We start from the raw sequence: 13357 nt of genomic DNA, 5'->3' as shown, positions 1-13357 counted from the left end.
AATTGGCATCCCTATTGCCGGGATTCACGGCATGAGGCGCTTCACGCTGTCCACCTTGTCGCGAAAGGACTGGTTGCGATCAATGCGCGTGTTGACACGAAGCGTGGCGTGAATCCGCTGCACTCCCTCCTGATGAAGACGCTCATGGCATGCCTTAACACAGGCGAAGACCTGATCCCACTCTCCCTCGATGGCAGTGCCATCAGGCCCGAGCTGATGGTCCAGCCCCGAGGACTTGATCACCTGCTGACACAAGGCGATGGAAGGACCCAGCGACACACCCAGACCCAGCGGGACCAGACAAAGATCAACACTTACCCGCACCAATCGCTCATCCAGCTCCGCTCATGGTCGAACGGGATCAGGCTGGGATGCAAGCGCTGACGGATCCGACCCCAGAAGGCAGGCGCTCGGATATCCGAGGGTGCGCCATTCCCCGCAGCGGGTTTGCACTTCAAGGGCAATCCCACGCTGAACGACCGACATCGAACGCCCCTGCCCAGCACACCAGCGACTGGCCGCAGCTTCCGCAGCAGCAATGGATTCATAGGGTGCGTCCAGCACCGGATGCGGCTGACCGTCCAATGCCACGAGCCTGTACAGGGGGCAGCCGGGCTCAGGCATGGGACCACTTTTGCATCTGTCTACAGTGTTCCACGGCGCAGTGTGGCGCGCCAACCCGGACCGTTTGCCCAGCCATCCTCGCGCGATGCCAAGTCAAACTCTCACGGACGCCTACTCAGCGCTGCTGAGCAACGCTCCCGCACCTCTTTTCGCACGAGCAAGACGGCTTTATCTCAACAAATATTGCCTCGATGGACGCGGCACCAAAAGCGTTCTGCGCCTATTCGTTGCACAGGAGACCATCGAGGAGAGGGTGGAGGTTGATCAGGATGCCGGTCCTCTCGGCAGGATTGCCACACTTCAATCAAGCACGCTGGAGCTGGCGCTTGTGCACTGGCAGCAGGATGCCCCCCCCGAACAGGCGCTGATTGAGACCTACCTCCGGCAAAGCTGGCAACTCCAACCCTGTCTGATCGCGCCGGCCGAAGAGAGCTGGTTCCGCAACGGGGGCTTTCAATTCACTATCACCTTGCAGCAGCCCCTGATCTGGGTTCGAAGCAGCCGATATCAGGACGCGGATAATCAATCAGGAAAAGGAAAACCCACGAAAAGCTGAAGTCATCGTCACCAACTGCACAAGGCTGGCTAGGCAGAGTTCAGGACTCGCAGAGAATCATGATGAGATCATCACTCCTTGAGCGGTATGTTCTGCGTTTCGCAAACACCGGTCATTACCTGCGAATCAACGACGAAAGCCAGGAGATTGAACGCAGCTCCAGCGCGGAATCAGCATGGGAATTTCACTCTCACGAAGGAGCTGTGACCCATGCACTCTGGATCGGCGAAGTGTTTGGACAAACGCCCGATGTCGTGAAAATGGTTTGAAGGAGTGGAGATTCAGTCCGCTCAAGGCCACCGTTCAGGTCAGTACCTAATCGCTTTATCCGCACAAACTCTCCATCAATTGACAACCAATCAGTTGATAACCAATCAACCCTGAATGAAATGCCTGAGGCGTCTGGACTCATCAGCCATCCGCCTTTGCAACTCTTCTGATGGAGCTTCGGAATCTTCCCTCAACTGAGCACTGATCACGTCGTTTTCTGTGATGGAAAGTCCGCGCTCACGGCCAAGCTCGATCAGGGTTTCCACTGACACCGGCTCCGAGAGGCGCTCTGCCAGCTCCCGTTCCTGATGGCGTTGCTTGAGAAGGGTATCGAGATCCTGAAGGGACATGAACAGCAGCGCACAGCGATCACAATCCCATTCCACCAGACCATTGCTAAACATCGCGAAGGACTTTTCAAGACCATGAGGACCACCAGTTTCATGACTGCTCTGCTCGGGCTCAGTGCTGGCCTGATCAGCCTTGAAGCCGGAGTGTCAGCGTCACAGGCTGGCTGTAACTTTCTGCCCCCGGTCGGCGGCGACGGCAGTAGCAACATCGTCAAAAAACGGGTCAGCAGAGAGAAGCTGATCGGGCGCACCAACTGGAACACGGACTTCGCTGTCGATGCTCCATACAGCAGTTTCAAGCTTTTCTTCACCGCTGACTCCACAGCCAGCGGCACCTATCCCGTTGAAGCATTCCTGAAGTTCACCGATGGCAGCAATCTGCGAGTCGTGAAGGAATCCATGCGACCACCGATCGGCACCGGCAAGGAGTTCGGACCGTTCTCTGTTCCCCAGGGCAAACAGGTGAGCCAGGTGAACTTCAAGATCGGTGCCGGCAGCGATCCCAGCTCAACAGGTTTCAGCTATCGCATTTCTGTTCAGGGCTGCAACTGAAGCAGGGCAGAGAGCAATGCGGGAGCGCCTCTGGATCATCATCCCCGCAGCTGGATTTCCATTCCTGCTGGTGCTGTTCATTGTTCTCTGGCAATCTCTGCAGCAACAGAGCAGCACCATCCAGGAACTGGTGAAACAGCTCGACAAACTTGAGGGGCTGGAGCTGCGAGACAGGGAAGACAACCGAGAACTGATTGAACAGCAACTCGGAGCTCTGCAAACACGACAACAGGCCTTGCAGAGAAAAATCACCAACCTGGAAAGTTGGCAGCGTGCATCCAGCGATCGCGAACGGGCTCTCTGGAACAGGCTCGAGACTCCATTCCCCTACGAGCATGATGAGGGCCATAAGCAGGAGCGTGACATCGAGCCCACAGCACCACCCAACGTCCCTTCCTTGGGAAGGCCTTCATTGGGACGACCTTCCTCGGGTCAGCCTTGAACTGCTCAGCCCTAATCAGCCCTTGACGGCATCTCCGCTGGCACTTGGAAGAATGAAGCGCTGCAGAAGAATGAACAGCAGCAGCACAGGAAGAATCGAAACCACAGATCCTGCGGCCACGATTCTCCAATCGAGGGAAAAACTGCTGGCCAGCTGCTGAAGCCCCAGGGGCAGCGTGAACAGCTGGGGGTCATCGAGGATCACCAGTGGCCAGAGAAAATCGCTCCAGGTGCCGATGAACACGAACATCGCCAGCGTGATCAGATCAGCTCGCGCGGCTGGAATCATCACGTTCCACCACTCACCGAGCTTGCTGCAGCCATCCATGCGGGAGGCTTCTTCCAGCTCGGCAGGAACACCGAGAAAGCTCTGGCGAAGAAGATAAAGGCCGAAAGCCGTGGCGGCCTGTGGAATCACTAGAGCCATCAGGGTGTTGCGAAGACCCAGCTGCACCATCAGCAGATACAGGGGGATCATCACCACCTGAAACGGGATGAGGATGGTGGCGACAACGAGGCCCAGAACCAAGCCACGCCCTGCAAAGCGCATGCGCGCCAGTGGGTAGGCAGCGAGAGAACAGAACAGGAGATTGGCCACCACAGCAAGCAGGCTGACCACTGTGCTGTTGAACAGATAAAGCCCCAGCGGATTGTCTCGAAACAACCGTCCGTACGCATCAAGGCTGGGTTGCGAGGGCAACAGGGCCGGAGGACTGGTGAAGATGTCCTCGGCGGGACCCTTGAGAGATGTACTGACCAGCCAAAGAAGGGGAACGAGCACCACTAGGGCAAGCACAATCAGCAGCAGCAGCTGCAGTAACGCCCCGGCTCGAAGCCCAGACTTGTCAGCCGGGGCTCGGGTAACTGAGGAGGGCATCAGCTCAGAGCGTGGGACGGGCGTCAAGAGGTGCGGCATCCCTCTGAGGATGCAAGGCCGGTTGTGCAGACCCGGCCACCAGACGATTGAGAGCATTGACGAAAGCCTGGGCCGCGGCCACGACCACATCCGTATCTGCGGAATGGCCTGAATACAACTCGCCGTCGCGTCTGAGCCTGATGGTCACCTCTCCGATGGCATCAATGCCCTCGGTCACAGATTTCACGGAGAACTCCACCAGCTCATTGGGCTCCCCAGCCAGGGCGTTAAGCGCCTGGCACACAGCATCCACAGGACCGGTGCCGATGGATGCCATGGTCTGCTCTTTGCCATCTTCATCCGCCAGGGTGACGGTGGCGGTTGGGCTGAGGCTGCTGCCGCAACTCACCTGAACCAGTTTGAGCTGATAGCGGGCCTCCGGCTGCTGCACCTGCTCGCTGACAATGGCTTCGAGGTCACGGTCGGTGATTTCACGTTTGCGATCAGCAAGATCCTTGAAACGAGCGAAAGCATCATCAAGATCTTCTCGGCTGAGGTCATAACCCAGCTCTTCAAGGCGCGCGCGCACGGCACTGCGACCACTGAGCTTGCCCAGGGAAATGCGGTTGTCAGTGAGTCCCACCGTGCGGGCATCCACGATTTCGTAGGTCAGCCGGTTCTTGAGCACGCCGTCCTGATGGATCCCTGATTCATGGGCGAATGCGTTGGCGCCCACGATCGCCTTGTTGGGCTGCACCACCATGCCGGTGAGATTGGAAACGAGACGTGAGGTTTTGGTGATCTCCTCTGTTCGCACCGCGGTGAGCGGAGTCGGCGAATCCGCATCCCGCCCGAAGAAGGGGTTGAAGTAGCGGCGGCGCACATGCAACGCCATCACCAATTCTTCGAGAGCAGCATTACCGGCTCGCTCACCAATGCCGTTGATCGTGCATTCGAGCTGTCGGGCACCGTTCTTGACGGATTCCAGGAAATTGGCAACGGCAAGACCGAGATCGTTGTGACCATGAACTGACAACACCGCATCACCGATGTTGGGGACATGGCGGTCAATGCCCGCGATCAGCTCACCGAATTCAGTCGGTGTGGTGTAGCCGACCGTGTCAGGAATGTTGATGGTGGTGGCGCCGGCAGCAATCGCTGCCTCGATGACCTCGTAAAGAAATTCCGGATCACTGCGACCTGCGTCTTCGCAGGAGAACTCAACGTCATCGACCAGAGAATGGGCATAGGCCACCATGTCGGGGACGATGGCAAGCACCTCCTTGCGGCTTTTGCGCAGTTTGTGCTCTAGGTGAATGTCACTGGTGGCGATAAAGGTGTGGATGCGCCTTCGTGGGGCAGGAGCCACAGCTTCCGCGCAGGCTTTGATGTCGCCTCTCGACGCCCGGGACAGCCCGCAGATCACCGGCCCGTGTTCACCTCCGACCTGCTGGGCGATGCGCTGGACAGCCGCAAAATCACCCTGGCTGGCGAAGGGGAAGCCCGCTTCGATGACATCAACGCCCAGTCTTGCCAGCTGCTGCGCGATCGCCAGTTTTTCCTCAAGGTTGAGACTGGCTCCCGGAGATTGTTCACCATCCCTGAGGGTGGTGTCGAAGATCAGAACGCGGCCTGGGTCGTGGGCCATGGCGGAAGCCTCGACGCGATTTAGTCGGAATGACTATGGGTAACCACACTCTAAGCGAGTCAGCCATGGCCAATCCTGTAGATCACGCCCGGAATCCCGGTACATTCACACCGTTGATGGGACGGAAAAGTGGCCAAAGGGGCACTGGCTCTTGTTCTGCACGCCCATCTGCCGTACGTCCGCGGAGCGGACGCTCACTCGCTCGAAGAGGACTGGTTCTTCCAGGCCCTGATCGAGTGCTATCTACCCCTGCTTGAGACTCTCGAACAGGCGGCTGCAGATCCGCGACAAAGCCCACAGCTGACCATGGGGTTGTCGCCGACCCTGCTGTCACTTCTGACAGATCCGACACTCAGACAGCGGTTCCCGAACTGGATCCAGGCACGCCTCACCCTGTTGCAGCAGGCGCCGGCTGACCGACGAGCGGCAGCTGAGCATCTGAGCAGCAGCTTCCGGCGCCACCTCGCAGCCTGGCAACGCTGTGACGGCGACCTGATTCCACGCTTCTCAGAACTCCAGCGTCAGGGCGTTCTCGATCTGCTCACCTGCGGGGCGACCCATGGGTATCTGCCGCTGCTGAGAGAGCACCCGGAGGTTGTGCGCGCTCAGTTGCGAACTGCCGTCAGAGAGCACCACAGATTGCTGGGAGAGAGACCTCTGGGCATCTGGCTGCCCGAATGCGCTTACTACGAAGGACTGGATCGCTGGATGCGCGATGCCGGACTGCGCTACGCCGTGCTGGATGGTCACGGTCTTCTGCATGCAGAACCCCGCCCGAGGTACGGAGTTTATGCACCGATTGTGAGCCGTCAGGGAGTGGCCTTCTTCGGTCGCGACAGTGATGCCACTCTTCCAGTCTGGTCAGCAAAGGATGGCTATCCAGGCGATCCCTGGTACCGGGAATTTCACAGGGATCTGGGTTGGGATTTGCCAGCTGAGCAGATCGAAGCCATGGGGCTGCCGGCACAACGGCCGCTGGGACTGAAACTGCACCGTGTCAGTGATCCTGCCGGTGGCCTGGATGGCAAACAGCCCTATCAGCCAGAACAGGCCAACGCACGCACCCGTGACCATGCCCGGCATTTCCTGGAAGGGCGTCGGCGGCAACTGGATCGGCTCAGCGAAGGCATGGCCATCGAACCTCTGCTCGTTGCCCCCTTTGATGCCGAGCTTTTCGGCCACTGGTGGTTCGAAGGGCCAGGCTTTCTGGCCGAACTCTTCCGCCAGGCACCCGAACAGAACGTCCGATTCACCAGCCTGCGTGAGGTGCTGAACGCCCAACCGAGTCTTCAGATCTGTGATCCCTGCCCTTCCAGCTGGGGCAGGGGTGGCTTTCACGATTACTGGCTCAACGAAACCAACGCCTGGATCATTCCTGAATGGAGCCGAGCAGGTCGGGTCATGGTGGATCGCTGCAGCCGCGGTGTGGGCAGTGAACTGGATCTTCGCCTGTTGCATCAGGCCGGGAGGGAACTGCTGCTGGCTCAGTCCTCGGACTGGAGTTTCATTCTCAGGGCAGGTACCACAACGGAACTGGCCCGAGAGCGCATTGAGCGTCACCTCGAACGCTTCTGGCGATTGATCGCCGCCATCGAGCGGCGGGAGCAACTGCCGCAGGGATGGCTGGAAGAACTGGAGGGCGAGGATGCTCTCTTCCCCTTGATTCAGCCGGCTGACTGGAGCAGCCTCAATGCCTGAAGCCTGGAGCCTGCCGCTGCGCGGCACCCAGCACAAGACCTCGCCTGAGTTCCCATGGGGACTGGGCAAACAGTCGCAACATCACGCCCATCAGGCGGGGGAGCGGCAGGGTGTTGGTCAGGAAGCCGAACCAATCCTCCCGCGGTAGCGAGAAAAAGGTTGCGAAATGGCGACGCAGCAGCTGTTCGTTGAATCCCATCAATCGCCCCAGACCAAACTGATAAAGCTGATGGCGCAGCACCAGCTCCATTGGCCAGAGCGCCTTCCAGCCACGCCGCGCGAGATCGACTGATCCCAGCGACGGATCAGCCAGAGCGGCCGCCAGAGCTTCAGCCAATCCAGGGCCCCGACGCAACAGAGACCCCGCCATGTAGCCCGATGCCGGATGAACCATGCTTGCCGCACCACCGAACGCGAGCAGGGGTTGATTGCGATCGGGAAGAGGCAGATTCATCGGGAACAGACAGAACTCCTCATGGAGGACTTCGGTGATCTGAACTCCGCGATGCTCGAGGCGTTGCTTCAGACGCTGCTGCAGAACGTCGTAGGGAACACCTGGAGCAAGAGCCAGAGATGTCTCTTCAACGAAATAAACGCCATCACCCAGATCCATTGCATACAGGAACGTGGGAGGCTCCTGACGCTGCATCTCACTGAGATGATGACTGCGGTAGTCCATCAACACAAAACGGCCACTGCTGATGGGGGCCTCTGAAAAACGCCCCACGACGCCATAGGCCGCCTGCCCCGCAACAGGTCCCCGATCAGGCCTGCGGATGTGCGGGCTGGAGGCGCCGGACGCATCAATCACAAGCCTGGCTTCACGGACCTGGCCGGACGCGCAGGTCACAAGCGTATGGCCTGTTCCAGCGTCGACCTGTTCCGCAGAGTCCCGATGCCAGATCACTCCCGGTGCGCGTTGCAGCCAGTGGCTCTGAAGAGCGGCACGATCGAACAACCCGTAGTCGATGCCATGAACGATCGGCTGGTCGTCATCCGTTGCGTCGCCGGCGGCGAAATAGCTGACTGTGTCGGTCCAGCGATGCTCTGTCAGATGTTGAAGGTTCAGATCCCTCAGCTCGTCGACCCAGATGCCGTAGGTGTTTGGCCAGGGCACGTCCACAGGATCCGGAGCGATGCCCTCAACGACCACTCCGCGCTGGTGAAGCTCAGAAGCAATACAGAGAGCTGCTGGACCGCCGCCAAGCACCAGCACATCAGCGCAACTGGCCAAGGTCAGATGTCCGCCTGCTCGCTCTCCGCGTTGACGTCGGCAGCCTCGGAGGAATCAGAGTCGGCTGAGGCGTCATCAAGCGCATGCGTGTCGGCTTCCGGTGGAACAAGCACCACCTTGAGGAGGTGGTCACCCTTGTCGAGCTTCTGAAGACGTACACCAGTGGCTGCGCGCGATTGCTGCGGAATGGCATCAGCACTGGTCCGAACGATCACGCCTTTTTCACTCACCAGCAGCAACTCCTCCCCTGCTCCAAGAACGCTGAGACCCACAAGCTGATCGGCATCCGTGCGGAACTTCATCGCCCTCAGCCCCATTCCAGCCCGTTTCTGCAGACGGAACTGAGTCACCGGAACCCTCTTGCCGAGGCCTGCCGCCGAAGCAACTAGCACCCAGGGGCCCTCACTGGCCGTCCCTTCATCTTCACCATCGTCGGAACTTGCAGCGATCTGATCGGCAAGCTCGACCGGCAGCACATCCATGCTGACCAGTTCGTCTCCTGCGCGCAGATTCATCGAGCGAACACCTCGGGCCGTGCGACCAAGAGGACGCAGTTCATCGTCGCTGAGACGGAAGTGTATGGTCATTCCGGCTTTCGAGCCGATCAGCACACTGTCACCGGGAACGGACAAACGCACCCAGGTGAGCGCGTCACCATCTTCAAGGCCGATTGCGATCAGCCCATTGGAGCGAATATTGCTGAACGCCGACAGGCGAGTTCGTTTGATGAATCCTCCCTGGGTCAGCATCAACAGGTCGGTGTCGTCATTGAACTCAGAGACCGCCAGTAGCGATGTGATCGCCTCCTCTCTGGGAATCGGCAGCAACTGCACCACGGGCGTTCCCTTGGCTGTTCGGCTGCATTGAGGGACACGGTATGCCGGCAAGGCGTAGGACACACCTCTGTCACTGAACAGCAGCAGGGTGTCGTGATCGTTGCAGCCGATGAACAGCTTCACCGCATCTTCACCCTGGCTTTTCGTGCCGGCCTTGCCGCGCGTGCCCCGGCTCGTGGCCTCAAACTCACTCACCGGCATCCGCTTGAGATAGCCCGTTTCGGTCACCAGCACGACTGACCGCTCGTTGGCGATCAGATCGATATCTTCGAGACCGCCACCAAGATCAAGAATTTCAGTTCGACGGGGAACAGCATGACGATCTCTCAGCTGGTGGAGTTCGTCCTTGATCAGACCGAAGACGCGCTCCCTGCGTCCGAGGATGTCTTTGTAATCAGCGATCTTGGCAACCAGATCCTCATGCTCTAGGCGAATCTTGTCGGCTTCAAGGGCGGTGAGTCGACGCAGCTGCATCTGCAGGATCGCGTCGGCCTGAACCTCGCTCAAACCATGACGGTCCTGCAGCTGTTGACGAGCTGTAGCGGTGTCGGAAGCGGCTCGGATCAGAGCAATGATCGGATCGAGCTGATCGAGGGCCAGCAGCAGGCCAAGCAGAATGTGATCGCGTTCTTCAGCCTTGCGCAGGAGATAGCGCGTGCGGCGCTCGATCGTCTCAACCCTGAAGTCGAGAAACACATCGAGCATCTTGCGCAGAGTGAGCAGGATCGGCTCACCATTCACAAGCGCCAGCATGTAGGCGCTGAAATTGCTCTGAAGAGGGGTGAGTTTGTAGAGGTTGTTCAGCACCACCTGCGGATAGGCATCACGACGCAGTTCAACGACAATGCGCATGCCGTCGCGATCGCTCTCATCACGGATGTCTGAGATCCCTTCCAGTTTCTTGTCGTTGACCATCTCGGCAATGCGCTCAATCAGCGCCGCTTTATTGGTCTGATAGGGAAGTTCGGTGATGATCACGGCGTCGCGATCAGGACGGCCTGGAACCTCAAGGGTTTCGATGCCGGCCACGCCGCGCATCGTCACCGAACCGCGACCACTGAGGTAGGTCTCTTTGATTCCGGTGCGACCCAGGATCTGACCACCGGTCGGAAAATCGGGACCTGGGATCAGGGCCATCAGCTCCTGATCACCGATATCGGGATTCTCGATGAGGGCGAGAAGACCAGCGATCAGCTCTCCGAGGTTGTGTGGAGGAATGTTGGTCGCCATGCCAACGGCGATGCCTGCAGAGCCGTTCAGCAAAAGCTGAGGGATCCGCGATGGCAGAACCGTGGGTTCCTGCTGCGAACCGTCGAAGTTGTCGATGAAATCGACGGTCTCCGCCTCGATGTCCTCGAGCAGAGAGTCGGTGGTCAGCGCCTGCAACCGCGATTCGGTGTACCGCATTGCGGCTGGAGGATCATTGTCCACAGAGCCGAAGTTGCCATGCCCGTCGATCAGGGGCATTGACATGGAGAAGCTCTGGGCCATGCGCACCAGTGCGTCGTAGACGGCGGTATCTCCGTGGGGGTGGTATTTACCGAGAACTTCACCCACAACACGCGCGCACTTGCGGTAGGGACGATCGCTGGTGAGACCCAGCTCGTACATCGCGTAGAGAATTCTTCGATGGACCGGTTTGAGCCCATCACGGGCATCGGGCAGGGCTCTGCCGACGATGACGCTCATCGCGTACTCGAGATACGAGCGCGACATTTCGTTTCGCAGGTCCGTCTGGATGATCCGATCGTCGGAATCGCCGGGACCGCCGCTGCCGGGCCCCACTGAATCCGCCATACAAGACCTGTAGATCGCCTGTCAGTTTATCGCGGAAGCGTGATCGGATGACACCAGCTGCGTCACCTTTTGCTGTCTGTGTGGAATCAATCACGGATCAGGCCCTTACGCTTTGGCGGCGCCATTTGGACTGAAGTTGATGTCGTCCGACCAGCCCCCCGAAACTCAACCTCCTGCCGAACCGATCAAGCCGGATCGACCTGCCCAGGAAAACATCGATGATCGAGGAGCCAAGACAGACCTCAGCGCAGCAACCACAGAATCGGTTCCCGCCGCCTCTGCTCCATCCGACACATCAGCTTCACCCCAGTCAGCGGCGCAACCCGTCGCAGCGCCGACCTCACCCTCCATTGCAGAGCGCGTGAGCGTTCCGGCTCAGGCACCTGCTGACGACGGCGGAGTTGATGGAGGCGAATGGGAGATGCTGTCCGACCGCATCGGTCAGTTCTTCAAAGCGAACAACCTTCAGGAGCAATGGCAGAGCCTCCGGCAGCCTCTGCTTCTGCTGGGAGGACTCATTGTTGTGATCCTGACGATGCGGATCTATGGAGGAATTCTCGACGCGATCGCCACGGTTCCTCTTGCGCCCCGGCTGTTTCAGCTGGTCGGTACGTTTTATGCCGTCTGGTTTGCAGCAACGCGCCTGGTTCGCGCCGAAGAGCGGAAAAAGATTTCAGCCAATCTGAACGATCTCTGGACCAGCCTGCGCGGCAGCTCAAAATCCTGAGGCAATCGTCATGGAGCACGAATCACCGATTGGTAGCTTGATCCAACTCTGTTAGCTCCTGCGGTGGACATTCAGCTCGGACGCTCCAAGGTTGTACGCCGGGCCTATGGCATCGATGAAATCGCACTGGTGCCTGGCGGCCGAACCGTGGATCCGGAGGTGACCGACACCAGATGGTCGATTGGAGGTATCGAACGCGAAATTCCGATCATCGCCAGCGCCATGGATGGCGTTGTGGACGTGGACATGGCCGTCAACCTGTCCAGGCTGGGGGCTCTCGGTGTGATCAATCTGGAGGGTGTGCAGACCCGCTACGACAACCCGAACAGCGTTCTGGATCGCATCGCATCCGTTGGCAAGGATGAGTTCGTTCCTCTGATGCAGGAGATCTACAGCCAGCCGGTTCAGGAGTCGCTCATCCGCAAACGCATCCAGGACATCAAATCCCAGGGTGGCATTGCAGCTGTCAGCGGAACCCCCGTTGCGGCCCTGCGCTTCGGCAAGACAATCGCCGATGCAGGGGCCGATCTGTTCTTCGTTCAGGCCACCGTGGTGTCGACGAACCACGTCGGACCTGAGGGGCAGGACACCCTTGATCTGCAGGCACTTTGCAGGGACATGGGAGTTCCGGTTGTGATCGGCAACTGCGTCACCTATGACGTGGCTCTTCAGCTGATGCGCGCCGGGGCGGCTGCCGTGATGGTGGGGATCGGCCCCGGAGCTGCCTGCACCTCCAGGGGTGTTCTGGGAGTTGGCATTCCGCAGGCAACGGCGGTTGCGGACTGCGCCGCGGCTCGAGAGGACTACCGAAAGGAAAGCAATCGGTACGTTCCCATCGTTGCTGACGGCGGCATCGTGACCGGTGGAGACATCTGCAAGTGCATCGCCTGTGGAGCTGATGCCGTGATGATCGGATCACCGATTGCCAGAGCAGAAGAAGCACCAGGCCGTGGCTACCACTGGGGCATGGCGACCCCAAGCCCTGTTCTGCCTCGCGGCACCAGAATCAATGTCGGCAGCACAGGAAGCCTCGAACGGATTCTTCGTGGACCGGCCAGGCTCGATGACGGAACCCATAATCTGCTGGGGTGCCTGAAAACCTCCATGGGAACCCTCGGGGCCCGCACCATCAAAGAGATGCAGCAGGTGGAAGTGGTGGTTGCGCCGTCGCTGCTCACCGAAGGCAAGGTGTACCAGAAAGCCCAGCACCTCGGCATGGGCAAATAGGAGCATTCTCGCGTCAAGACAGGAGTGATCCTGCCGAGACAAGGGTAAAATTGAAACGTGCGAGTTTCGGCTCACACACTCCTCACACCCCCCGGCCCGACGCGTTCGGGCTTTCTGTAATCAGGTGATCCATCACAGTTCAGGTGAAGAGCTGGGCAATTGAGCAGCAACCTCAGAAACGGTTGCTAAATTTCGCCCAATTCGACCGATCCTGAATGTCCAGCGCTGCCGCTGTCACCGACGCCTCCTTCGAACAGGACGTCCTTCAGAGCGACGTCCCCGTGCTGGTCGATTTCTGGGCTCCCTGGTGTGGTCCCTGTCGCATGGTGGCTCCCATCGTCGATGAGATTGCCAAGGAGTTCGAAGGAAAAATCAAGGTGTTCAAGCTCAACACCGACGAAAACCCCAACGTGGCAAGCCAGTTCGGCATTCGCAGCATTCCGACTCTGATGGTGTTCAAAGGTGGGCAGAAGGTTGACACCGTGGTCGGTGCCGTTCCCAAGGCAACCCTCTCTGGCACGATCGCCAAGTACCTCTGAGT

General features: G+C 59.2%; 15 protein-coding genes. 8 read left to right on the top strand and 7 right to left on the bottom strand.

Features of this window, described 5'->3' with window-relative positions:
- Positions 1–24: 24 nt before the first annotated feature.
- Positions 25–324, bottom strand: a complete 300-nt coding sequence (locus SIB73_RS02145; RefSeq protein WP_413403305.1) for an MTH1187 family thiamine-binding protein — start codon at positions 322–324, stop codon at positions 25–27.
- Positions 325–345: 21 nt separating this feature from the next.
- A complete protein-coding gene (locus SIB73_RS02140; RefSeq protein WP_413403307.1) occupies positions 346–624 on the bottom strand; it encodes a hypothetical protein in 279 nt (92 codons plus the stop codon).
- Between the two features lie 85 nt (positions 625–709).
- Between SIB73_RS02140 and SIB73_RS02135 the strand changes: the two genes are divergently transcribed.
- Together SIB73_RS02135 and SIB73_RS02130 are read left to right on the top strand one after the other, a co-directional pair.
- The gene (locus tag SIB73_RS02135; RefSeq protein ID WP_413403309.1) at positions 710–1180 is read left to right on the top strand and encodes a hypothetical protein; all 471 of its coding nucleotides are present in this window, start codon (positions 710–712) and stop codon (positions 1178–1180) included.
- Between the two features lie 62 nt (positions 1181–1242).
- A complete protein-coding gene (locus tag SIB73_RS02130) occupies positions 1243–1449 on the top strand; it encodes a hypothetical protein (RefSeq protein ID WP_413406503.1) in 207 nt (68 codons plus the stop codon).
- A gap of 105 nt (positions 1450–1554) precedes the next feature.
- Here SIB73_RS02130 and SIB73_RS02125 read toward each other — a convergent pair whose 3' ends face one another.
- Positions 1555–1800 (bottom strand): Nif11 family protein, encoded by a 246-nt coding sequence (locus SIB73_RS02125; protein ID WP_413403311.1) that lies wholly within the window; start codon positions 1798–1800, stop codon positions 1555–1557.
- 93 nt (positions 1801–1893) lie between these two features.
- Here SIB73_RS02125 and SIB73_RS02120 point away from each other — a divergent pair, with 93 nt between their 5' ends.
- Both SIB73_RS02120 and SIB73_RS02115 read left to right on the top strand, forming a co-directional pair.
- Positions 1894–2352 (top strand): hypothetical protein, encoded by a 459-nt coding sequence (locus tag SIB73_RS02120; RefSeq protein WP_413439695.1) that lies wholly within the window; start codon positions 1894–1896, stop codon positions 2350–2352.
- 16 nt (positions 2353–2368) lie between these two features.
- Complete coding sequence (locus SIB73_RS02115) at positions 2369–2794, top strand: signal protein (RefSeq protein ID WP_413403314.1); 426 nt, start codon at positions 2369–2371, stop codon at positions 2792–2794.
- A 15-nt stretch (positions 2795–2809) separates the two neighbouring features.
- On the opposite strand, the gene SIB73_RS02110 is transcribed toward SIB73_RS02115, so the two are convergent.
- Together SIB73_RS02110 and SIB73_RS02105 are read right to left on the bottom strand one after the other, a co-directional pair.
- Entirely contained in the window at positions 2810–3670 is an 861-nt protein-coding gene (locus tag SIB73_RS02110) for a carbohydrate ABC transporter permease (protein WP_413403316.1), read from the bottom strand.
- A 4-nt stretch (positions 3671–3674) separates the two neighbouring features.
- Entirely contained in the window at positions 3675–5297 is a 1623-nt protein-coding gene (locus SIB73_RS02105) for a 2-isopropylmalate synthase (RefSeq protein WP_413403318.1), read from the bottom strand.
- A gap of 129 nt (positions 5298–5426) precedes the next feature.
- Between SIB73_RS02105 and SIB73_RS02100 the strand changes: the two genes are divergently transcribed.
- Positions 5427–6995, top strand: coding sequence for a glycoside hydrolase family 57 protein (locus tag SIB73_RS02100; RefSeq protein WP_413403320.1), 1569 nt, complete (start codon positions 5427–5429; stop codon positions 6993–6995).
- On the opposite strand, the gene crtL is transcribed toward SIB73_RS02100, so the two are convergent.
- The gene (gene crtL / locus SIB73_RS02095; protein WP_413403322.1) at positions 6985–8229 is read right to left on the bottom strand and encodes a lycopene beta cyclase; all 1245 of its coding nucleotides are present in this window, start codon (positions 8227–8229) and stop codon (positions 6985–6987) included. The two genes, SIB73_RS02100 and crtL, sit on opposite strands and share 11 nt — an antisense overlap.
- Before the next feature lie 2 nt (positions 8230–8231).
- Positions 8232–10862, bottom strand: a complete 2631-nt coding sequence (gene gyrA / locus SIB73_RS02090) for a DNA gyrase subunit A (protein WP_413403324.1) — start codon at positions 10860–10862, stop codon at positions 8232–8234.
- 139 nt (positions 10863–11001) lie between these two features.
- Here gyrA and SIB73_RS02085 point away from each other — a divergent pair, with 139 nt between their 5' ends.
- From SIB73_RS02085 to trxA, 3 genes are all read left to right on the top strand, one after another.
- Positions 11002–11589, top strand: a complete 588-nt coding sequence (locus SIB73_RS02085; protein ID WP_413403326.1) for a CAAD domain-containing protein — start codon at positions 11002–11004, stop codon at positions 11587–11589.
- A 63-nt stretch (positions 11590–11652) separates the two neighbouring features.
- The gene (locus SIB73_RS02080) at positions 11653–12816 is read left to right on the top strand and encodes a GuaB3 family IMP dehydrogenase-related protein (protein ID WP_413403328.1); all 1164 of its coding nucleotides are present in this window, start codon (positions 11653–11655) and stop codon (positions 12814–12816) included.
- Positions 12817–13031: 215 nt separating this feature from the next.
- Positions 13032–13355 (top strand): thioredoxin, encoded by a 324-nt coding sequence (gene trxA / locus SIB73_RS02075; RefSeq protein WP_066909933.1) that lies wholly within the window; start codon positions 13032–13034, stop codon positions 13353–13355.
- Positions 13356–13357 lie beyond the last annotated feature (2 nt).

It is taken from the genome of Synechococcus sp. MIT S9509, assembly GCF_047303035.1.
In the GTDB taxonomy this organism is placed as follows: Bacteria; Cyanobacteriota; Cyanobacteriia; order PCC-6307; family Cyanobiaceae; genus Synechococcus_C.
Note: the sequence above shows the minus strand (reverse complement) of the source record. Positions and strands in the feature narration are given on the sequence as shown.